22 protein-coding genes and 1 pseudogene are annotated in these 19,527 nt (G+C 66.2%); 15 read left to right on the top strand and 8 right to left on the bottom strand.

The window, feature by feature from the left end:
- Positions 1 to 93: 93 nt before the first annotated feature.
- Entirely contained in the window at positions 94 to 540 is a 447-nt protein-coding gene (locus PSm6_RS10845; protein WP_265170208.1) for an acyl-CoA thioesterase, read from the top strand.
- 3 nt (positions 541 to 543) lie between these two features.
- Here the strand turns inward: PSm6_RS10845 and PSm6_RS10840 are convergent, their stop codons facing one another.
- A complete protein-coding gene (locus tag PSm6_RS10840) occupies positions 544 to 1,128 on the bottom strand; it encodes a DUF4124 domain-containing protein (protein WP_265170207.1) in 585 nt (194 codons plus the stop codon).
- 26 nt (positions 1,129 to 1,154) lie between these two features.
- Entirely contained in the window at positions 1,155 to 1,796 is a 642-nt protein-coding gene (pyrE, locus tag PSm6_RS10835; protein ID WP_021218920.1) for an orotate phosphoribosyltransferase, read from the bottom strand.
- 81 nt (positions 1,797 to 1,877) lie between these two features.
- Here pyrE and crc point away from each other — a divergent pair, with 81 nt between their 5' ends.
- Complete coding sequence (gene crc / locus PSm6_RS10830) at positions 1,878 to 2,657, top strand: catabolite repression control protein Crc (protein WP_031287526.1); 780 nt, start codon at positions 1,878 to 1,880, stop codon at positions 2,655 to 2,657.
- A gap of 55 nt (positions 2,658 to 2,712) precedes the next feature.
- Here the strand turns inward: crc and PSm6_RS10825 are convergent, their stop codons facing one another.
- Complete coding sequence (locus PSm6_RS10825; protein WP_031287525.1) at positions 2,713 to 3,078, bottom strand: DUF4870 domain-containing protein; 366 nt, start codon at positions 3,076 to 3,078, stop codon at positions 2,713 to 2,715.
- Between the two features lie 22 nt (positions 3,079 to 3,100).
- Positions 3,101 to 3,820, bottom strand: a complete 720-nt coding sequence (gene rph / locus PSm6_RS10820; protein WP_021218917.1) for a ribonuclease PH — start codon at positions 3,818 to 3,820, stop codon at positions 3,101 to 3,103.
- Positions 3,821 to 3,959: 139 nt separating this feature from the next.
- On the opposite strand from rph, the gene PSm6_RS10815 reads away from it, so the two are divergent.
- The 6 genes from PSm6_RS10815 (at position 3,960) to PSm6_RS10790 (ending at position 9,215) form a co-directional block, all read left to right on the top strand.
- Positions 3,960 to 4,823 carry a YicC/YloC family endoribonuclease gene (locus tag PSm6_RS10815; protein ID WP_021218916.1) on the top strand — a complete coding sequence of 288 codons (864 nt, stop codon included), beginning with the start codon at positions 3,960 to 3,962 and terminating at the stop codon, positions 4,821 to 4,823.
- 11 nt (positions 4,824 to 4,834) lie between these two features.
- On the top strand, positions 4,835 to 5,455 hold the full coding sequence (gmk, locus tag PSm6_RS10810; RefSeq protein WP_021218915.1) for a guanylate kinase: 621 nt from the start codon (positions 4,835 to 4,837) through the stop codon (positions 5,453 to 5,455).
- Positions 5,456 to 5,577: 122 nt separating this feature from the next.
- Positions 5,578 to 5,841, top strand: coding sequence for a DNA-directed RNA polymerase subunit omega (gene rpoZ / locus PSm6_RS10805; protein WP_021218914.1), 264 nt, complete (start codon positions 5,578 to 5,580; stop codon positions 5,839 to 5,841).
- Between the two features lie 60 nt (positions 5,842 to 5,901).
- Positions 5,902 to 8,010 carry a bifunctional GTP diphosphokinase/guanosine-3',5'-bis pyrophosphate 3'-pyrophosphohydrolase gene (gene spoT / locus PSm6_RS10800; RefSeq protein ID WP_021218913.1) on the top strand — a complete coding sequence of 703 codons (2,109 nt, stop codon included), beginning with the start codon at positions 5,902 to 5,904 and terminating at the stop codon, positions 8,008 to 8,010.
- Between the two features lie 28 nt (positions 8,011 to 8,038).
- Positions 8,039 to 8,419: a deaminase RidA gene (ridA, locus tag PSm6_RS10795; RefSeq protein ID WP_021218912.1), complete on the top strand. Its 381-nt coding sequence runs from the start codon at positions 8,039 to 8,041 to the stop codon at positions 8,417 to 8,419.
- A gap of 58 nt (positions 8,420 to 8,477) precedes the next feature.
- Positions 8,478 to 9,215, top strand: coding sequence for a hypothetical protein (locus tag PSm6_RS10790; protein ID WP_265170206.1), 738 nt, complete (start codon positions 8,478 to 8,480; stop codon positions 9,213 to 9,215).
- Positions 9,216 to 9,224: 9 nt separating this feature from the next.
- Here PSm6_RS10790 and PSm6_RS10785 read toward each other — a convergent pair whose 3' ends face one another.
- The 3 genes from PSm6_RS10785 to PSm6_RS10775 all read right to left on the bottom strand — a co-directional run bounded on the left by PSm6_RS10785 (position 9,225) and on the right by PSm6_RS10775 (position 11,573).
- Entirely contained in the window at positions 9,225 to 9,845 is a 621-nt protein-coding gene (locus PSm6_RS10785) for a LysE family translocator (RefSeq protein WP_265170205.1), read from the bottom strand.
- A gap of 67 nt (positions 9,846 to 9,912) precedes the next feature.
- Positions 9,913 to 10,713 (bottom strand): helix-turn-helix transcriptional regulator, encoded by an 801-nt coding sequence (locus PSm6_RS10780; RefSeq protein WP_031287550.1) that lies wholly within the window; start codon positions 10,711 to 10,713, stop codon positions 9,913 to 9,915.
- 2 nt (positions 10,714 to 10,715) lie between these two features.
- Entirely contained in the window at positions 10,716 to 11,573 is an 858-nt protein-coding gene (locus PSm6_RS10775) for an NAD-dependent epimerase/dehydratase family protein (protein WP_265170204.1), read from the bottom strand.
- 202 nt (positions 11,574 to 11,775) lie between these two features.
- Between PSm6_RS10775 and PSm6_RS10770 the strand changes: the two genes are divergently transcribed.
- The 7 genes and pseudogenes from PSm6_RS10770 to PSm6_RS10740 all read left to right on the top strand — a co-directional run bounded on the left by PSm6_RS10770 (position 11,776) and on the right by PSm6_RS10740 (position 18,692).
- On the top strand, positions 11,776 to 12,174 hold the full coding sequence (locus PSm6_RS10770; protein ID WP_265170203.1) for a hypothetical protein: 399 nt from the start codon (positions 11,776 to 11,778) through the stop codon (positions 12,172 to 12,174).
- A 77-nt stretch (positions 12,175 to 12,251) separates the two neighbouring features.
- A complete protein-coding gene (exbB, locus tag PSm6_RS10765) occupies positions 12,252 to 12,929 on the top strand; it encodes a tonB-system energizer ExbB (protein ID WP_371877125.1) in 678 nt (225 codons plus the stop codon).
- A 4-nt stretch (positions 12,930 to 12,933) separates the two neighbouring features.
- Positions 12,934 to 13,356, top strand: a complete 423-nt coding sequence (gene exbD, locus PSm6_RS10760; protein ID WP_021218906.1) for a TonB system transport protein ExbD — start codon at positions 12,934 to 12,936, stop codon at positions 13,354 to 13,356.
- Positions 13,357 to 14,097 (top strand): energy transducer TonB, encoded by a 741-nt coding sequence (locus PSm6_RS10755; RefSeq protein ID WP_021218905.1) that lies wholly within the window; start codon positions 13,357 to 13,359, stop codon positions 14,095 to 14,097.
- Positions 14,098 to 14,184: 87 nt separating this feature from the next.
- Positions 14,185 to 15,126, top strand: a complete 942-nt coding sequence (locus PSm6_RS10750; protein ID WP_021218904.1) for a hydrogen peroxide-inducible genes activator — start codon at positions 14,185 to 14,187, stop codon at positions 15,124 to 15,126.
- Positions 15,123 to 17,197: pseudogene (gene recG, locus PSm6_RS10745) on the top strand (ATP-dependent DNA helicase RecG). The gene PSm6_RS10750 and the pseudogene recG overlap by 4 nt, the downstream one beginning before the upstream one ends.
- Positions 17,198 to 17,288: 91 nt before the next feature.
- Positions 17,289 to 18,692, top strand: coding sequence for an aminoacyl-tRNA deacylase and HDOD domain-containing protein (locus PSm6_RS10740; RefSeq protein ID WP_043240959.1), 1,404 nt, complete (start codon positions 17,289 to 17,291; stop codon positions 18,690 to 18,692).
- An 88-nt stretch (positions 18,693 to 18,780) separates the two neighbouring features.
- On the opposite strand, the gene PSm6_RS10735 is transcribed toward PSm6_RS10740, so the two are convergent.
- On the bottom strand, positions 18,781 to 19,503 hold the full coding sequence (locus PSm6_RS10735) for a hypothetical protein (RefSeq protein ID WP_043240956.1): 723 nt from the start codon (positions 19,501 to 19,503) through the stop codon (positions 18,781 to 18,783).
- Positions 19,504 to 19,527: the final 24 nt, after the last annotated feature.

Raw genomic sequence — 19,527 nt, 5'->3', positions numbered from 1 at the left:
ATCCGGCTTATTCACATCCGCGATCCAGCCATACCGCTCTTGCCGGCCCGCCTCCTTGCGCAGAAGCTGACCGCTCACTGCAAGGAGCACGAGATGGCAGCAACCCCCTCCCTGAACGACTTCACCTTCTTCATGCCGCTGCGCGTGCGCTGGGCCGAAGTGGACCCGCAAGGCATCGTCTTCAACGGCCACTACCTGACCTACGCCGACGTCGGCATCACCGAGTACTTCCGCGCCCTGGGCGTGCGCTACCCGGAGGACCTGGCGCAGGACGGTGGCGACTTCTTCGCCGTGCGCACGCTGCTGGAATACCTGGCCCCGGCGCGCTTCGACGACGAGCTGTCCATCGGCGTAAGGGTAGGGCGGCTGGGTGGCTCGAGCCTCACCTTCAATATCGGCATCTGGCACGGCGAAGCGGCGCTGACGGCAGGCGAGATCGTTTACGTCCACGCGGATGGCGCGAGCCGCAGCAGCAAGCGGCTGCCGGACTGGCTGCGGGAGAAGGTCAGGGCATTCGAGCGGCACGCCGCCGGGGAATGAGGCTCAGCGCTGCAGCAGCTGGGCCAGGCGGGCGCGGTCGGCGGCGAAGCCGGCCTGGGCGTTCTTGCGATCCTGCTGGTAGCGGGCGATGTCCTGCTCCAGGCGCTGCTGCTCGGCACGCAGGTCGCTGATCTGCGCCACCAGCTGGTCGGGAACCTGGCGGCCGGCACGCTCGTTGTCGGCGGCCTGGGCCTGCAGGTTGGCCTGCTGGGTGCGCAGGGACTGCTGGTTGCCACGGGCGACGCTGATCACCCCGTCGAGCTCCGCCAGCTTGCGCTGCAGGGCACGGTCGACGTCTTCGACGCTGGTGTACAGGCGCAGCAACTGGGCGTCGGAGCCGGCACGGGCCTTCTCCTCCTGCATGCGCTTGCGCTCTTCCAGGGTGGGCGCCGGCGGTACCGTCTTGGTCACACGGCCCTGGTCGTTGAGGACTTCGTAGCCCTTGTCGATGTACTGCGAGGGCACGCCAAGGCGATCGAGCACAATCACGCCCTTGTCATTGGTGTAGCGATAGAGCTCGGCTTGCGCCAGAGCAGGCATCAGCACACCCATGAGCAAGGCAAAACGGACTGCACCCGATTTCGGCATGAAGACACCCTGTCGTTGTTGGCGAATCAGATTCCGTAGTTCGCGCGGTAGCTTTCCACTGCCGGCAGATACTTCTTCAGTTCAGCATCACCTGCGAGATATTCCAGCACCTGTTCCAGGGAAACGATGCTCACCACCGGCATGCCGAAGTCACGCTCGACTTCCTGGATCGCCGACAGCTCGCCCTTGCCGCGCTCCTGGCGGTTCAGCGCGATGAGCACGCCGGCGGCCTGGGCCTGCTGGCCCTGGATGATCTGCATGACTTCGCGGATGGCGGTACCGGCGGTGATCACGTCGTCAATGATCAGCACACGGCCGGCCAGCGGCGCGCCCACCAGGGTGCCGCCCTCGCCATGGTCCTTGGCTTCCTTGCGGTTGAAGCACCAGGGGATATCGATCGCGTGATGTTCGGCCAGCGCCACGGCCGTGGCCGCAGCCAGCGGGATGCCCTTGTAGGCGGGTCCGAAGAGCACATCGAAGGGAATGCCGCTGTCGACCACTGCCGCCGCATAGAAGCGGCCCAACTGGGACAGCGCGAGCCCGCTGTTGAACAGGCCGGCATTGAAGAAATAAGGGCTGGTACGCCCGGATTTGAGAGTGAACTCACCGAAACGCAGCACACCGCGTTCGATGGCGAAGCGAATGAAATCGCGTTGATACGCCTGCATGTAAAAGCCCCGGACGGCACGGATTTAGCTAAATAGAAAGAGCTCGGGTATCATACACGCACGAGTTTTTGGGGGCCATTTATGCGGATCATCAGTGTGAACGTGAATGGTATTCATGCCGCAGCCGAACGAGGACTCCTCAGTTGGTTGCAAGCACAGAATGCCGACGTGATCTGCCTGCAAGACACCCGTGCCTCTGCCTTTGATCTGGACGACCCAGCCTTCCAACTGGACGGCTATTTCCTCTATGCCAGCGATGCTGAAGTGCCAAGCCAAGGCGGCGTGGCGCTTTATTCGCGTTTGCAACCCAAGGCAGTGATCTGGGGTCTCGGTTTCGAGACCTGTGATCGTTATGGGCGCTACCTGCAGGCGGATTTCGACAAAGTGAGTATCGCTACCCTGCTGCTGCCTTCGGGCCAGGGCGGCGATGAGAACCTGAACCACAAGTTCAAGTTCATGGACGACTTCACCCATTATCTGAACAAGCAGCGCCGCAAGCGCCGCGAGTACATCTATTGTGGTTCGCTTTACCTCGCCCATCAGAAGCTGGACGTGAAGAACTGGCGCGACTGCCAGCAGCTGCCCGGCTTCCTCGCGCCCGAGCGCGCCTGGATGGACGAAGTGTTCGGCACCATGGGTTACGTGGACGCGCTGCGCGAAGTCAGCCGCGAAGGCGACCAGTACAGCTGGTGGCCCGACAGTGAACAGGCCGACATGCTCAACCTCGGCTGGCGTTTCGACTACCACATCCTCACGCCGGGCATGCGTCGCTCCGTGCGCAGCGCTCGCCTGCCGCGCCAGCCGCGCTTCTCCCAGCACGCGCCGCTGATCGTCGACTACGACTGGCTGCTGAGCATCTGAGACGTCGCACCCGTAAAAAAGCCGGCTGATGCCGGCTTTTTCGTTTCTCGTGTTCCTACTTCACCGGACGCCAGGTGAAGGGATAGCGATAGGCCTGGCCTTCGTTGGCCTTGATGCCACCGATGATGGTCAGCACCAGCGCTACCAGACCCACCAGGGGCAGCAGCACGAAACCGATCAGCACCAGCATCAGCAGCATGCACACCAGGCCGGCGAGGGTGACGGTGATCTGGAAGTTCAGCGCTTCCTTGCCCTGCTGGTCGATGAAGGGATCGACGTCCTTCTTCACCTGCCAGAGGATCAGCGGGCCCAGCAGGTTGCCGAAGGGCAGCACCACACCGAGGAAAGCGGCGAAATGGCAGAACATCGCCCATTGCCTAACTTCCTGGTTGGGCTGTGGAACTTGGGTTGGCTCATTCATGCGAGTTTCCTCGGGTGGGTGATCAGTCGACCAGCGCGGCGCGCTGCAGCTCGAACAGCTCGGTGACGCCTTTCTTGGCCAGGGCCAGCATGGCGTTCAGCTCTTCCGGCTGGAAGGGCGCGCCTTCGGCGGTGCCCTGTACCTCGATGAAACCGCCGGCGTCGGTCATGACCACGTTCAGGTCGGTCTCGGCCGCGGAGTCTTCCAGGTAGTCGAGGTCCAGGACCGGCTCGCCCTGGTAGATGCCAACGGACACGGCGGCAACCATCTGCTTCAGCGGCTCGCCCTTCAGCGCGCCACGCTTCTTCAGGACCTTCAGCGCATCCATCAGGGCCACCATGGCACCCGTGATGGAGGCAGTGCGGGTGCCACCGTCGGCCTGGATCACATCGCAATCCAGGTAGATGGTGTTCTCGCCCAGCTTGCTCATGTCCAGCGCAGCGCGCAGCGAACGGCCGATCAGGCGCTGGATCTCCAGAGTGCGACCACCCTGCTTGCCACGACTGGCCTCGCGCTGGTTACGCTCGCCGGTGGCGCGCGGCAGCATGCCGTACTCGGCGGTCAACCAACCCTGGCCCTGGCCCTTGAGGAAACGCGGGACACCGGATTCGACGCTGGCGGTGCAGATCACCTTGGTATCCCCGAATTCGACCAGCACCGAGCCTTCGGCATGCTTGGTGTAGTTGCGGGTGATGCGGATCGAACGCAGCTGGTCAGCCACTCGGCCACTGGGACGTTTCATCTGGGTATACCTGTCAGGGGGGAAAACTGCCGGGCATTATAGAGGGCTGCCGGCCACTGGGACATCGCCGCGTTGGGAGGGCCGCCGCTCTGGGCTACAATCGCCCTCTTCGAACCTGCCATCACCGAGAGGAAACCCCATGGTGCACAGCATGACCGCCTTTGCCCGCGTCGAGCAGGCCGGCACCCACGGCACCCTGAGCTGGGAACTGCGCTCGGTCAACCACCGCTACCTCGAGCCCCACCTGCGCCTGCCCGAGTCCTTCCGCGACCTCGAAGGCGCGGTGCGCGAAGCCCTGCGCCAGGGCCTCTCCCGCGGCAAGGTGGAGTGCACCCTGCGCTTCGCCGAAGAGAACGCCGGCAAATCCCTGCAGGTCGATCGCGAACGCGCCGCCCAGCTGGTCGAAGCCGCCGAAGCCGTCGCCGCACTGGTCAAGCAGCCGGCACCGCTCAACCCCCTGGAAATCCTCGCCTGGCCCGGCGTGCTGGTGGCCGATGCGGCCGACCCGCAAGCACTGAATGCCGCCGCCCTGGAGATCTTCGCCAAGGCCCTCGACGAACTGCGCAACGGCCGCGCCCGTGAAGGTGCCGACCTGGCTCGCCTGCTCAATGAGCGGCTCGACGGCATCCTCGAAGAGGTCGAAGCCCTGCGCAAGCTGGTGCCGCAGATGCTCACCACCCAGCGCCAGAAGATCCTCGACCGCTTCGGCGAGATGAAGGCCGAGCTGGACCCGCAACGCCTGGAGCAGGAACTGGTGCTGCTGGCACAGAAAAGCGACGTCGCCGAGGAGCTGGATCGCCTCAGCACCCACGTCAGCGAAGTCCGTCGCGTACTCAAGGCCGGCGGTGCGGCGGGCCGTCGCCTGGACTTCCTGATGCAGGAACTCAATCGCGAAGCCAACACCCTGGGCTCCAAGGCCTTCGACTCGCGCTCCACCCAAGCAGCGGTCAACCTCAAGGTGTTGATCGAGCAGATGCGCGAACAAGTGCAGAACATCGAGTAAGAGACAGACAAATGAGCGTCACTCCCGGCACCCTCTACATCGTTTCCGCGCCCTCCGGCGCCGGCAAGACCAGCCTGGTCAAGGCCCTGATCGACGCCGAGCCGCAGATCCGCGTCTCGGTCTCCCACACCACCCGGGACATGCGCCCGGGCGAGGTGGACAGCGTCAACTACCACTTCGTCAGCCGCGAACAGTTCGTGCAGATGCTCGAGCACGGTGACTTCCTCGAGCACGCCGAGGTCTTCGGCAACCTCTACGGCACCTCCCAGCGCTGGCTGCAGAAGACCCTCGCCGAAGGTTTCGACCTGATCCTCGAGATCGACTGGCAGGGTGCCCAGCAGGTGCGCCACCTGATGCCCCAGGCCAAGTCCGTGTTCATCCTCCCGCCGAGCCAGGAAGCCTTGCGCCAGCGCCTGGACAACCGTGGCCAGGACAGCGCCGAGATCATCGACCGGCGCATGCGCGAGGCCGTCAGCGAGATGAGCCACTACGTCGAGTACGACTATCTGGTGATCAACGACGACTTCACCGTGGCCCTGGAAGACCTCAAGGCGATCTTCCGCGCCAACCGCCTGCAGCAGCCGCAGCAACAGCTGGCCCACGGCACGCTGCTGGCGCAGTTGCTGGACTGACCGCCTGGAAGCGCTGTTAAATCAGCGCTTCCATAAATGCTGGTGATTTTTTAGACTATCCAGTCCGCTCGCCCACTCGGGCAAAAGCTTCCGCATCCCAATCTAGTGCTACGAGGAACACCATGGCCCGCGTTACCGTTGAAGACTGCCTGGACAACGTCGATAACCGCTTCGAGCTGGTCATGCTCGCGACCAAGCGTTCCCGTCAGCTCGCTACCGGCGGCAAAGAGCCCCGCGTAGCCTGGGAAAACGACAAGCCCACCGTTGTGGCCCTGCGTGAAATCGCTGCCGGCCTGGTGGACTATGACGTGATCGCCCAGGACGACATCGTCGAAGACGAGCCGCTGTTCGCTGCATTCGATGACGAGGCCAACGAGGCCCTCTAAGTCCATGCCGGGTCGACGTCGTACGGCGCAGGGCCGCAGCAGCCGGGAAGGAGTAACGCCTTGCCGAGCATAGAGGCCTTCGCCGAACGCCTTTCGACCTACCTCGGCAACGACCAGGTCAACCTGGTCCGCCGAGCGTATTTCTACGCCGAGCAAGCCCATGACGGGCAGCGCCGCCGCAGCGGCGAGGCCTACGTCACCCACCCGCTCGCCGTCGCCAACATCCTCGCCGACATGCACATGGACCATCAGAGCCTGATGGCCGCGATGCTGCACGACGTGATCGAGGACACCGGCATCGCCAAGGAAGCGCTCACCGCGCAATTCGGCGACACAGTCGCGGAGCTGGTGGACGGGGTCAGCAAGCTGACCCAGATGAACTTCGAGACCAAGGCCGAGGCCCAGGCCGAGAACTTCCAGAAGATGGCCATGGCCATGGCGCGCGACATCCGCGTGATCCTGGTCAAGCTGGCCGACCGCCTGCACAACATGCGCACCCTGGAAGTGCTGTCCGGCGAGAAGCGTCGGCGCATCGCCAAGGAAACCCTCGAGATCTACGCCCCCATCGCCAACCGCCTGGGCATGCACAGCATGCGCATCGAGTTCGAGGACCTGGGCTTCAAGGCGATGCACCCGATGCGCTCCGAGCGCATCCGCGCCGCGGTCCGGCGCGCCCGTGGCAACCGCAAGGAAATCGTCAACAAGATCGAGGAGTCGCTGACCCACTGCCTGGCCCGCGAAGGCATGGAAGGGGAGGTCATCGGCCGCGAGAAGCACCTCTACAGCATCTACAAGAAGATGCGCGGCAAGCGTCGAGCCTTCAACGAGATCATGGACGTCTACGCGTTCCGCATCATCGTCGACAAGGTCGATACCTGCTACCGCGTGCTCGGCGCCGTGCACAACCTGTACAAGCCGCTGCCCGGCCGCTTCAAGGACTACATCGCGATTCCCAAGGCCAACGGCTACCAGTCGTTGCACACCACGCTGTTCGGCATGCACGGCGTGCCCATCGAGATCCAGATCCGCACCCGCGAGATGGAAGAGATGGCCAACAACGGCATCGCCGCCCACTGGCTGTACAAGTCCGCCGAGGACGACCAGCCCAAGGGCACCCACGCCCGCGCCCGCCAGTGGGTGAAAGGCGTGCTGGAGCTGCAGCAACGTGCTGGCAACTCCCTGGAATTCATCGAGAGCGTGAAGATCGACCTGTTCCCGGACGAGGTCTACATCTTCACCCCCAAGGGCCGCATCATGGAGCTGCCCAAAGGCTCCACGGCCGTCGACTTCGCCTACGCGGTTCACACCGACGTCGGCAACACCTGCATCGCCTGCCGCATCAACCGTCGCCTGGCGCCGCTGTCCGAACCGCTGCAGAGCGGCGAAACGGTGGAGATCGTCACCGCCCCCGGCGCGCGCCCGAACCCGGCCTGGCTCAACTTCGTGGTCACCGGCAAGGCCCGCACCCACATCCGCCACGCCCTCAAGCTGCAGCGTCGCTCCGAGTCCATCAGCCTCGGCGAGCGCCTGCTGAACAAGGTGCTGGCCGGCTTCGAGAGCGGTCTCGACCGCATCGCTCCGGAACGGGTGCAGGCCGTGCTCGCCGAGTACCGCCTCGACGTCATCGAGGACCTGCTGGAAGACATCGGCCTGGGCAACCGCATGGCCTATGTGGTCGCCCGGCGCATGCTGGCCAGCGAAGGCGAGCAGCTGCCCAGCGCCGAAGGCCCGCTGGCCATCCGCGGCACCGAGGGCCTGGTGCTCAGCTACGCCAAGTGCTGCACGCCAATCCCCGGCGACCCCATCGTCGGCCACCTGTCCGCCGGCAAGGGCATGGTCGTGCACCTGGAAAGCTGCAAGAACATTGGCGACATACGCCATAACCCGGAGAAGTGCATCCAGCTCTCCTGGGCCAAGGACGTCGCAGGCGAATTCAACGTCGAGCTGCGCGTCGAGCTGGAACACCAGCGCGGCCTGATCGCCCTGCTGGCCAGCAGCGTCAACGCCGCCGACGGCAACATCGAGAAGATCAGCATGGACGAGCGCGACGGCCGCATCAGCGTCGTCCAGCTGGTGGTCAGCGTGCACGACCGCGTGCACCTGGCCCGCGTGATCAAGAAGCTGCGTGCGCTGAAGGGGGTGATCCGCATCACCCGGGTGCGCGCGTAGCAGAACCCTCAGGACCAAGGAGTTCCGCATGAGCAAGACCGTGATCAACAGCGACAAGGCCCCTGCCGCCATCGGCACCTACTCCCAGGCGATCAAGGCCGGCAACACCGTCTACATGTCCGGGCAGATCCCCCTCGACCCCAAGACCATGGAACTGGTGGAAGGCTTCGAAGCCCAGACCGTCCAGGTCTTCGAGAACCTGAAGGCCGTGGCCGAAGCCGCAGGCGGCTCCTTCAAGGACATCGTCAAGCTCAACATCTTCCTCACCGACCTGTCGCACTTCGCCAAGGTCAACGAAGTGATGGGCCGCTATTTCGAACAACCCTATCCCGCCCGTGCCGCCATCGGTGTAGCCGCCCTGCCGCGCGGCTCGCAGGTGGAAATGGACGCCATCCTGGTGATCGAATAACGATCACCCGTGCGGGGCTCCGGCCCCGCCGCTCCACCGTTTCATGAAGGAACCCGTCATGCGCTCGACCCTCGCCCTGCTGATCGCCGCAGCCGTACTCGCCGGCTGCTCCAGCGCCCCCACCGATCCCAGCGGCATCTGGATCAACCAGGCCGCCATCGATGAAGCGGCGAAGGAAGGCAAGCTGCGCGAATCCCTTCTCGCCTACGGCCCCAACCTGGAATGGCAGATCGACGCCAAGGCCGGCACCGCCAACTACAGCAACGGTTTCGAGCTGGGCGAAGGCCGCCTGGTCAGCCAGGGCAAGGCGAACTGGCGCGTCGACTTCTATGGCGATGAATTCCACGAACAACTCGGCCTCGACGGCAAGGAGCTGGTGCAGAAATCCAGCGAGAACCTGCCCGAGCAGCGCTTCGTCCACCCGGCCAAGCCCGCCGCAGCCGATGCCCCCGAAGGCAGCAGCTTCGAGTACGCCCTCTACGAGGCCTACCTCGGTGGAACCTGGAAGATTCTCGAAGGCATGGGCCAGGGTGGCCTGGTGCTGTTCCACCCCGACGGCAGCCTCGAAGGCCTGCCCGGCGCCGACCGCTTCGCCCTGTGTCTAGCCGGTGATTGTGCGGCCATGAGTGGCGAAAACGACAGCATCTGGCTGCAACTGGGCGCCCAGGGCAGCCCGTGGATCTTCGTCCACGACGGCAATCGCCTGGAGATCCTCGAAGCCGGCAACCGCGCACAGATCGACGAGATGCCCGAGTACGCCCCCGGCAAGCGCGCCTGGTTGCTGGAACGCCAGTAACCAGCCGACTCAGAAGGCGCTGCCCACCAGCCAGGCGCCCAGCGCCGCCAGCAAGGCCCCGCAGCCCCTGTCCAGCAGCGCCACCCGGCGTTGCAGCCACAGCCGCCAGCGCGAGTGCCCCAGCAGGCGCACCAACCCCATGTCCCAGCCCAGCACCACCAGGGTCATCCACAACATGGACAGCCCCAGCCCCCACGCGGGCATGGCCGAATTACGCAACACGCCGAACAGCCCTGCATAGAAGATCGGCAGCTTGGGATTCAGGCTGCTCGCCGCCAGCCCCTCCAGCAGCCCCTGCCGCCAGCAACCCTCGTGCCCGGCCTCGCCGCCTTCCGGCAATTGCAGGCGCCGGTGCGCCATCAGGGCCTGCCCGCCGAGCCAGAGAAAATAGGCGCCGCCCAGCAACTGCAGGGCTCGCCACAGCCAGCTGCCATCGGCCGGTAGAAAGCTCAACGCCAGCAGCACCAGCAGCATGCTCGCCAGATTGGCCAGGGCGATGCCCGCCGCACAGCCATCGGCATGGCGGAGGCCACGGGTCAGCGCCGCACGCAGCAGCAGGAAGAAATCCGGGCCCGGGGAAAGCAACGCGGCGAAATGGGTGCCGGCAACCAGCAGGAACAGGGCGAACATCGACGGGGCCTCCAGGGAACGAGGCGCCAGTGTCGTGGCCCGGTGGCGGCCCGGTCTTGGAGAAAACTCAGGTGCGCGCGGCGCGACGGAACTGCCCCGGCGTCACGCCGGTGAAACGCTTGAAGGTGCCGGAGAAATGCGCCTGGTCGTAAAAACCGAGGCCGAGCGCCACCTCCAGCGGTGACTGGTCACCTAGCAGCAGGCGCTTGGCTTCGCGCACCCGGCGTTGCAGCAGGTAGGTATGGGGCGGCACGCCATAGGCGCGGCGGAAGGCCTCGATCAGGTGGCGCGGGTGGCGCTGCACCAGGGCCGCCAGCTGCTCCAGGCTCACCGCCTCGGCATGGTGGGCCTCCAGATAGTCCCGCAGGAAGGCGGTCATGCCGCCATCCCGGCTTGCCGGCGCTGCCGCACGCAGCCCGCCATGGCGCACGAAGACCCGCTCCAGCAGCGCCAGCAGCTCGCTCTCCAGGGCCAGCGGGTCATTACGCCCGAACTCCTCGGCCAGGCGCGCCAACCCTGCTGCCACGGCACCATCGTCCCCTGGATTGAGCGTGGTGAAACCGGTGGGCAGGCGCTTGCGCCCCAGCAACGCCGGCAGCCGGGACTCTTCGATGTAGAGCATGCGGTAGACCAGGCGCTCGCTGATGGCGTGCCCGGTGTGGGGTTCCTCGGGGTTCATCAGCGACAGCGTGCCGGCGGCCAATGCATGGCGGGCGCCCCGGCACTGATAGCCTCCAACACCCTCGAGAATGGCGCCGATGGCGAAGGCATCATGGCTGTGGCGGCCGAAAGGCTGCCCGGAAAAATCCGCATGGAACAGCTCCACCCCTGGCAGCCAGGGGCGGGCGAGCATGCGGTTGGCGTCCAGCCTCAGGCGCCTTTCAGCACGGCGGCATAGCCTTCGCGGTAGCTGGGGTAGAGCGGCTCCCAGCCGAGGGCGCGGGCGCGGGCATTGCTGCAACGCTTGCTGCCGGAGCGGCGCACGGTGGATTCCTCCGCCCACTCGGTGACGCCCAGGGTCTCGCGCAGCCAGCCCACCACTTCGTGCAGCGGTGCCGGTGCGTCGTCGACGCCCAGGTAGTCCTCGGCCAGTTCGACGCCACGGGCATCGGCCTGGAGCAGAAAGGCCAGCAGGCCGGCGGCGTCCTCGGCATGAATGCGGTTGGCGAACAGCGGCGGCTCGCTGACCACGCGGTAGCCCATGCGCACCTGCTTCAGCAGCCACTCGCGGCCGGGGCCGTAGATGCCGGTCAGGCGAACCACGGTCGCCGGAATGCCGCTCTCGCGGGCCAGGCGCTCGGCATCCAGCATGATGCGCCCGGAATACCCCTCGGCCTCGGCCGGCGAGGTCTCGTCGATCCACTCACCATCCTTCTGCGCGTACACGCCGCTGCTGGATACGAAGAACAGGCGGCGCGGACGCTGGCCGGACTGCTCCAGCCAGGCCAGCACATGGCGCAGGCCCTCGACGTAGGCGGAGCGGTAGCCGGCCTCATCGTGCTGGGTGGCAGCGGCGCAGTACACCAGGTAATCCAGCTGGCCCTCGGGCCAGGCGGCCGGGCGCTCGGGCACCTCCAGGTCACCGGCCACCGGCAGCACGCCTGCAGGCAGCGCCGAGGCATTTCGTCGCAGCCCATGGACCGGCCAGCCAGCCTCGAGCATCCGCAGGGCGAGACGGCTGCCAACATCGCCGCAACCGGCGATCAGCAAGGAGGGAGAAGCGGACATAGGGGGCGTACTCCAGGGAAAAGTGCAGAGCATAGGGGCCGGCGGACCAATCGCCAAACCCCTGCCGCCCGGCCGAACAAAGGTAATAAAGTTACATTGTCACTTTTATAAACAAGAATTACTTGCAATAATGTTCGCCCTTTTGTCCGTGACCTCTCCATCGAATACGGACGAAACCGCAATTTTCTCGTCAGGTCCGGCCATGAAACCTATTGCATCCCTCGCCCAGCCCACCATCGTCTCCCGCTTTTCCCGCCCCGTTGCGGCACTGATGATCAGCCTGATGCTGCTCCCGGCTGGCGCGGCGTTCGCAGAGGAGCCGACCACTCCGGCACCGGCCGCTGCCGAAGCCCAGGCCCCCGCTGCAACACCCGTCGCCGCGCCGGTTGCTGGCGAACCGGTTGCCGCCCCCGAGTCCGTCGGCCTGACCGCCCTGCGTGAGTCGATCGAAACCCTCGGCCCGCAGGCCACCCCGGAGCAGATCCGCGAAGCGACCCGCCAGAAGATGCAGGAACGTGGCGCCTCCCCGAGGAAATCACCACCACCATGGACCGCCTCACCGAAGGCGAGAAGCTCGGCCAGGACCTGGCCGCCGCGCTGAGTGGCGGTGCCCTGGACGGCGCGCTGGCTGGCGAGGAAGCCGACAACGGCCTGGGCCACGACCTGTCGCCCTGGGGCATGTACCAGAACGCCGACATGGTGGTTAAGAGCGTGATGATCGGCCTGGCACTGGCCTCGATCCTCACCTGGACCGTCTGGGTCGCCAAGGGCATCGAACTGCTGGGCGCCAAGCGTCGCCTGCGCCAGGAGCTGGCCAACCTGAAGGCCGCCCGCAACCTGCCGGAAGCCGCCGAAAGCGCCAGCCGCGAAGGCAGCCTGTCGCGTGTCCTGGTGCACGACGCCCTGGAAGAAATGAAGCTTTCGGCCAATACCCGCGAGAAGGAAGGCATCAAGGAACGCGTCAGCTTCCGCCTGGAGCGCCTGGTCGCCGCCAGCGGCCGTCAGATGAGCCAAGGCACCGGCGTACTCGCCACCATCGGTTCCACCGCGCCCTTCGTCGGCCTGTTCGGCACCGTGTGGGGCATCATGAACAGCTTCATCGGCATCGCAAAATCCCAGACCACCAACCTCGCCGTGGTCGCCCCCGGTATCGCCGAGGCCCTGCTGGCCACCGCCATGGGCCTGGTCGCGGCCATCCCCGCGGTCGTCATCTACAACGTCTTCGCCCGCTCCATCGCCGGCTACAAGGCCCAGGTGGCCGACGCGTCCGCCCAGGTCCTGCTGCTGGTCAGCCGCGACCTCGACCACCTGCCTGCCGATCGCAGCCAGGCCCCGCACATGGTCAAGGTGAGCTGATCCAATGGGCCTGCATCTGAACGAAGGCGGTGACGATCTCCAGGAAACCCACGAGATCAACGTCACCCCATTCATCGACGTCATGCTGGTGCTGCTGATCATCTTCATGGTCGCAGCGCCCCTGGCCACCGTCGACATCAAGGTCGACCTGCCGGCCTCCACCGCCAAGCCCGCGCCCCGTCCGGACAAGCCGATCTACCTGAGCATCAAGGAAGACCAGAGCCTGTATCTGGACAACATCCAGGTCCCGCAGGAAAGACTGGGCGCCGAACTGGACAAGCTGACCAACGCCGACAAGGACAAGACCATCTTCGTCCGCGGCGACAAGTCGGTCGATTACGGCAAGCTGATGGAAGTGATGGACGCCATGCGTGGCGCCGGTTACCTGAAAATCGGCCTGGTGGGACTCGAGACGGTCGGGAAGTAAATGAGCGAGGTCAAACGCACCCTCTCGTGGTCCACCAGCTTCCTCGTGATACTGGGCATCCATGCCCTGGTGTTCTGGTGGGCGCTGTTCTGGCATGCCACCGTTGAGCCCATCGAACTGCCGCCGGCGGCGATGATGATCGAGCTGGAGCCGCTGCCCGCACCAGCCCCGATGCCCACTCCGCCGCCGCCCCCGCGCGTCGAGCCGGAGCCGGACCCGCTGCCCAAGCTGGCCGAGGCGCCCAAGCCGACCATCGCCATCGCACCCAAGCCGAAGCCCAAGCCGAAGCCGCCGAAACCCAAGCCCCCGGAGCCCAAGCCCGAGCAGAAGCCCCAGGAGCAGGAGTCGGTCAAGGAAACGGTCTCCGCGCCGACCACCGCAGCCCCCAGTGACGACAAGCCGGCCGCACCGCAGCAGAGCATGGCCAGCGCGCCCTCACAGGCCAAGGAAACCTGGCAGAGCAAGCTGATGGCTCACCTGGCCCGCTTCAAGAAGTACCCGGAAGACGCCCGTCGCCGGAACTTCGAAGGCGTCAACCGCCTGCGCTTCACCGTGGATGGCGAAGGCAAGGTCACCGCCTACAGCATCACCGGCAAGTCGGGCAGCGCCTCCCTGGATCGCGCCACCCTGGAAATGATCCGCCGCGCCCAGCCGCTGCCGCCGCCACCACCGGAGCTGCTGACCAACGGCGTGCTGGAAGTGACGGCGCCCTTCGTCTACTCGCTGGACCGTCGCCGCTGAGTGAATCCGCCCCCGCAAAGGGGGCGGCTGCTGTTGGTTCCATTGAGAGCAGCCGCTATGCTTGGGCCACTCCAATGGAATAAGACTATGACCCTCACCGAACTGCGCTACATCGTCACCCTCGCCCAGGAACAGCACTTCGGCCGTGCAGCGGAACGCTGCCACGTCAGCCAGCCGACCCTGTCGGTGGGTGTGAAGAAGCTCGAGGACGAGCTGGGCGTGCTGATCTTCGAGCGCAGCAAGAGCGCCGTGCGCCTGACCCCGGTCGGCGAGGGCATCGTCACCCAGGCACAAAAGGTCCTCGAACAGGCCCAGGGCATCCGCGAACTGGCCCAGGCCGGCAAGAACCAACTCACCGCACCGCTCAAGGTCGGCGCCATCTACACCGTCGGCCCCTACCTGTTCCCGCACCTGATTCCCCAGCTGCACCGCGTCGCCCCACAGATGCCGCTGTACATCGAAGAAAACTTCACCCACGTGCTACGCGACAAGCTGCGCACCGGCGAGCTGGATGCCATCATCATCGCGCTGCCTTTCGCCGAAGCCGATGTACTGACCAAACCGCTCTACGACGAACCCTTCTACGTGCTGCTGCCGGCTAACCACCCCTGGACGGCGAAGAAGACCATCGACAGCGAGCTGCTCAACGACAAGAGCCTGCTGCTGCTCGGCGAAGGCCACTGCTTCCGCGACCAGGTGCTGGAAGCCTGTCCCACCCTGCGCAAGGGCGGCGAGGACAGCGCCAAGCACACGACGGTCGAATCCAGCTCCCTGGAAACCATCCGCCACATGGTCGCCTCCGGCCTCGGCGTATCGATCCTGCCGTTCTCCGCCGTCGACAGCCACCACTACGCCCCCGGCGTGATCGAGATCCGCCCGCTGACGCCGCCGGTGCCGTTCCGCACCGTCGCCATCGCCTGGCGCGCCAGCTTCCCGCGTCCGCGCGCCATCGAAGTGCTGGCCGACTCCATCCGCCTCTGCTCGGTCGCACGTCCGGAGCAGGCACAGGCCGAACCGCAACCGGCATGACCGAGCTCGCGCAAGTCCCCGTCACCGTGCTCAAGGGCGTCGGTGACGCCCTGGCGGAAAAGCTCGCCAAGGTCGGCCTGGAAAACCTTCAGGACATCCTCTTCCACCTCCCGCTGCGCTACCAGGACCGCACCCGCGTGGTGCCCATCGGCGCCCTGCGCCCGGGCCAGGACGCGGTGGTCGAAGGCACCGTCACCGGCGCCGACGTGGTCATGGGCAAGCGCCGCAGCCTGCTGGTACGCCTGCACGACGGCACCGGCGCGCTCAGCCTGCGCTTCTACCACTTCAGCAATGCGCAGAAGGAAGGCCTCAAGCGCGGCACCCAGCTGCGCTGCTACGGCGAAGCCCGCCCCGGCGCCTCGGGCCTGGAGATCTACCACCCCGAGTACCGCGCGCTGAATGGCGAGGAACCGGCCCCGGTGGAGCAGACCCTGACGCCCATCTACCCAACCACCGAAGGCCTGACCCAGCAGCGCCTGCGCCAGCTCAGCCAGCTGGCCCTGGCGCGCCTGGGGCCAGAGAGCCTACCGGACTGGCTGCCGGAGGAGCTGGCCCGCGACTACCGCCTGGGCCCGCTGGACGAAGCCATCCGCTACCTGCACCGGCCGCCGCCGGACGCCGACCTCGACGAACTCGCCGAAGGCCAGCACTGGGCCCAGCACCGCCTCGCCTTCGAAGAGCTGCTCACCCACCAGCTCTCCCTGCAGCGCCTGCGGGAAACCCAGCGCGCCCAGCAGGCACCACAACTGCCGCCTGCGAAGAAGCTGCCGCAGCGCTACCTGGCCAACCTCGGCTTCACGCCCACCGGCGCCCAGCAACGGGTCGGCGCCGAAATCGCCTACGACCTCGCCCAGCCCGAACCCATGCTGCGCCTGGTGCAAGGCGACGTCGGCGCCGGCAAGACGGTGGTCGCGGCCCTGGCCGCCCTGCAGGCCCTGGAGGCCGGCTACCAGGTCGCCCTGATGGCGCCTACCGAGATCCTCGCCGAGCAGCACTTCCTCAACTTCAGCAAGTGGCTGCAGCCGCTGGGCATCGAAGTCGCCTGGCTCGCCGGCAAGCTCAAGGGCAAGGCCCGCGCCGCCGCGCTGGAACAGATCGCCGCCGGCACCCCCATGGTGGTCGGCACCCACGCGCTGTTCCAGGACGAGGTGCAGTTCAAGCGCCTGGCCCTGGTGATCATCGACGAACAGCACCGCTTCGGCGTGCAGCAGCGCCTGGCCCTGCGCAAGAAGGGCATCGACGGCCGCCTCAGCCCGCACCAGCTGATCATGACCGCCACGCCCATCCCGCGAACGCTGGCCATGAGCGCCTACGCCGACCTCGACACCTCGATCCTCGACGAGCTGCCCCCGGGCGTACGCCGGTGAACACCGTGCTGGTAGCCGACAACCGTCGCATCGAAGTGATCGAGCGCGTCCGCGCCGCCTGCCAGGAAGGCCGCCAGGCCTATTGGGTCTGCACCCTGATCGAAGAATCCGAAGAGCTCACCTGCCAGGCGGCGGAAACCACCTTCGAAGAGCTGTCTTCCGCCCTCGGCGAGCTGCGCGTGGGGCTGATCCACGGCCGCATGAAAGCACCGGAAAAAGCGGCAGTGATGAACGAGTTCAAGGAAGGCAAGCTGCAGCTGCTGGTCGCCACCACCGTCATCGAGGTGGGCGTCGACGTGCCCAACTCCAGCCTGATGATCATCGAGAACCCCGAGCGCCTCGGCCTCGCCCAGTTGCACCAGTTGCGCGGGCGTGTCGGGCGGGGCAGCGCCGCCAGCCACTGCGTGCTGCTCTACCACCCGCCGCTGTCACAGCTCGGACGCGAGCGCCTGGGCATCATGCGTGAAACCAGCGATGGCTTCGTCATCGCCGAGAAGGACCTGGAACTGCGCGGCCCCGGCGAAATGCTCGGCACCCGGCAGACCGGGCTGCTGCAGTTCAAGGTTGCCGACCTGATGCGCGACGCCGACCTGCTGCCGGCGGTGCGCGACGCCGCGCAAGCCTTGATGGAACGCTGGCCGCAGCATGTGAGTCCGTTATTGGAGCGCTGGTTGCGACACGGCCAGCAATACGGTCAAGTGTGACGCGGCGCACACTGCGCTGGTCGCCTGACCCATCAGTCACCCAGACCGCTCGTTATACTCCGGGCAGTCGTTTTTTCGCTGGATGCTACCCATGACCGAAGTCGCTCTCGCTCCAGATACAGAACCCCAAGCCCCGTCGGTGATCCTGCAATTGCTGGACAAGCTGGGCCTGCCCTACCAGATACGCCTCGAAGAGCCCTCCCTGGAGCCGGCCCGCCGCGTACAGGCAGTTCTGCTGGAAGACGCCGTCGGCACTCTGCTGGTGTTCTACCCGCGCAACCAGTTGCTGGACCTCAACCGCCTCGCCGAACTGACCGGGCGCAAGCTGGTGGCCGTGAAGCCGGAGCGCTTCGAGCGCATGCTCGGCAAGCACGACCTCAACACCCTGCCGGCCCTGCCGCCGCTGACCAGCTCGCCCTGCCTGTACGACGAGCGCCTGCTGCAGGAGCCGCTGCTGCTGATCGAGTCCGGGCACGCCGGCGTGTTGCTGGAACTGGCCGCCGAAGACTTCCGTCATCTGCTCAGCAAGGCCAGCGCCGCCCGTTTCGGCGTGCCGCTGAGCAGCATCCGCCTCAACCTCGATCGCCCTGACGACGACCGCGCCGAAATCACCCAGGCGGTCCAGGCCTTCACCGCCCGCCGGATCCAGCAGCGCCTCGAGGAAACCATCGAGATTCCGCCGCTGCCGGAAACCGCGCAGAAGATCATCAAGCTGCGGGTCGATCCCAACGCCACCGTCGACGACATCACCGGCGTGGTCGAAACCGACCCGGCCCTGGCCGCACAGGTGGTGAGCTGGGCCGCGTCGCCCTACTACGCGGCCCCCGGCAAGATCCGCTCGGTGGAAGACGCCATCGTCCGCGTGCTGGGCTTCGACCTGGTGATCAACCTGGCCCTCGGCCTGGCCCTGGGCAAGACCCTCAGCCTACCCCGCGAACAGCCGCAGCACGCCACGCCCTATTGGCACCAGGCGATCTACACCGCTGCAGTGATCGAAGGCCTGACCCGCGCCATTCCCCGCGCCCAGCGTCCCGAAGCCGGCCTGACCTACCTCGGCGGCCTGCTGCACAACTTCGGCTACCTGGTGCTGGCCCACGTCTTCCCGCCGCACTTCTCGCTGATCTGCCGCCACCTGGAGGTCAATCCGCACCTGGCCCACGGCTATGTCGAGCAGCACCTGCTGGGCATCACCCGCGAGCAGATCGGCAGCTGGCTGATGCGCTTCTGGGACATGCCCGAAGAACTGGCCACCAGCCTGCGCTTCCAGCACGACCCGCACTACGACGGCGACCATGCCGCCTACCCGAATCTGGTGTGCCTGGCGGTCAGCCTGCTGCGCTCCCGTGGCATCGGCACCGGCCCGGTGGAGGAAATCCCTGACGAGCTGTTCGAGCGCCTGGGCCTCTCCCGCGACAAAGCCGAGGAATCGGTGAGCAAGGTGCTGGAAGCCGAAGCCGCACTGCGCGAACTGGCTTCCCAGTTCACGCCCCACTGAGTGGCGTGAAGCGGTTGTAGAAAAGGGGCCTCGCGGCCCCTTTTTCATGGGTTCAGTTCCATGGCTGCACCCCGCAGCCCGTCCCGCACTACTTCAACAAGGCCCGGCGCTTGGCGAAGACACCGGGAAAGGCCTCCAGGCTCAATGCCAGCAGCTGCTTGACCGCCGGGCGCTCGTAGAGCTCCGCGTAAGCCTGTACCTGGTCGCTGGGCATCTGCCGGTAGGCATAGAGCATGAAGGACTCCACCGCCTGCTCGCTGCTGGCGCGGATGCCTTCGGCCTGCTTGGCGGTCTGCTCGGCCAGGGCCTTCTCGCTGATCTTCTCGCCGCGCTGGCGCAGGGTCAGCATGGCCAGGGTCTTGCCCACCTCATAGCGCAGCAAGGACGCCAGGTCGGTGGTCCGCGCGGCCTTGTCAAGCCGGCGCACCAGCCCCAACCGATCGGCCCGGGGCGGCTTGTCGGCCAGTTGGGTGCGGTAGGCGGCCAGGCCTTCACCCACATCGCGCTCGGCGGCGGTGAAGCGCTGCGCCAGGGGGCTGTCGAGGGCCGCCTCCACCTGGGCGAGCTGCTCGGCACTCACTTTCGGCGCAATGGCGCTGGCCAGGTCACGGCACAGGGCATCGGCCTCGAAGGCCTTGTTCAGCTGCTTCAGGTAGCGCTCCGGCGCGCTGCGCTGCAACAGCGGCCCGCTCTGCTCGCAGAGCAGGCGCACACCGGCCAGTTCGAAGGCCTTGGTCAGATCATCGGGTTTCGGGGCCGCAAAGGCGGCGAGGCTGCCAAGCAGCAGCGGAAGAGCGAGAAGGGCGCGCATGGACTGGATTCCGTCAGGACGAGC

The organism is Pseudomonas solani, from assembly GCF_026072635.1.
Classification (GTDB): domain Bacteria; phylum Pseudomonadota; class Gammaproteobacteria; order Pseudomonadales; family Pseudomonadaceae; genus Metapseudomonas; species Metapseudomonas solani.
This window is presented reverse-complemented; position numbering and strand designations above follow the sequence as displayed.

Bases quoted from the DNA above. Each gene is read 5' to 3' on its own strand.
- PSm6_RS10750 (WP_021218904.1), top strand. From the start codon at position 14,185: ATGACCCTCACCGAACTGCGCTACATCGTCACCCTCGCCCAGGAACAG.
- gmk (WP_021218915.1), top strand. From the start codon at position 4,835: ATGAGCGTCACTCCCGGCACCCTCTACATCGTTTCCGCGCCCTCCGGC.
- ridA (WP_021218912.1), top strand. From the start codon at position 8,039: ATGAGCAAGACCGTGATCAACAGCGACAAGGCCCCTGCCGCCATCGGC.
- exbB (WP_371877125.1), top strand. From the start codon at position 12,252: ATGTACCAGAACGCCGACATGGTGGTTAAGAGCGTGATGATCGGCCTG.
- PSm6_RS10845 (WP_265170208.1), top strand. From the start codon at position 94: ATGGCAGCAACCCCCTCCCTGAACGACTTCACCTTCTTCATGCCGCTG.
- exbD (WP_021218906.1), top strand. From the start codon at position 12,934: ATGGGCCTGCATCTGAACGAAGGCGGTGACGATCTCCAGGAAACCCAC.
- PSm6_RS10755 (WP_021218905.1), top strand. From the start codon at position 13,357: ATGAGCGAGGTCAAACGCACCCTCTCGTGGTCCACCAGCTTCCTCGTG.
- rpoZ (WP_021218914.1), top strand. From the start codon at position 5,578: ATGGCCCGCGTTACCGTTGAAGACTGCCTGGACAACGTCGATAACCGC.
- PSm6_RS10735 (WP_043240956.1), bottom strand. From the start codon at position 19,503: ATGCGCGCCCTTCTCGCTCTTCCGCTGCTGCTTGGCAGCCTCGCCGCC.
- PSm6_RS10770 (WP_265170203.1), top strand. From the start codon at position 11,776: ATGAAACCTATTGCATCCCTCGCCCAGCCCACCATCGTCTCCCGCTTT.
- PSm6_RS10815 (WP_021218916.1), top strand. From the start codon at position 3,960: ATGGTGCACAGCATGACCGCCTTTGCCCGCGTCGAGCAGGCCGGCACC.
- PSm6_RS10825 (WP_031287525.1), bottom strand. From the start codon at position 3,078: ATGAATGAGCCAACCCAAGTTCCACAGCCCAACCAGGAAGTTAGGCAA.
- PSm6_RS10790 (WP_265170206.1), top strand. From the start codon at position 8,478: ATGCGCTCGACCCTCGCCCTGCTGATCGCCGCAGCCGTACTCGCCGGC.
- rph (WP_021218917.1), bottom strand. From the start codon at position 3,820: ATGAAACGTCCCAGTGGCCGAGTGGCTGACCAGCTGCGTTCGATCCGC.
- PSm6_RS10785 (WP_265170205.1), bottom strand. From the start codon at position 9,845: ATGTTCGCCCTGTTCCTGCTGGTTGCCGGCACCCATTTCGCCGCGTTG.
- pyrE (WP_021218920.1), bottom strand. From the start codon at position 1,796: ATGCAGGCGTATCAACGCGATTTCATTCGCTTCGCCATCGAACGCGGT.
- PSm6_RS10840 (WP_265170207.1), bottom strand. From the start codon at position 1,128: ATGCCGAAATCGGGTGCAGTCCGTTTTGCCTTGCTCATGGGTGTGCTG.
- PSm6_RS10775 (WP_265170204.1), bottom strand. From the start codon at position 11,573: ATGTCCGCTTCTCCCTCCTTGCTGATCGCCGGTTGCGGCGATGTTGGC.
- crc (WP_031287526.1), top strand. From the start codon at position 1,878: ATGCGGATCATCAGTGTGAACGTGAATGGTATTCATGCCGCAGCCGAA.
- PSm6_RS10740 (WP_043240959.1), top strand. From the start codon at position 17,289: ATGACCGAAGTCGCTCTCGCTCCAGATACAGAACCCCAAGCCCCGTCG.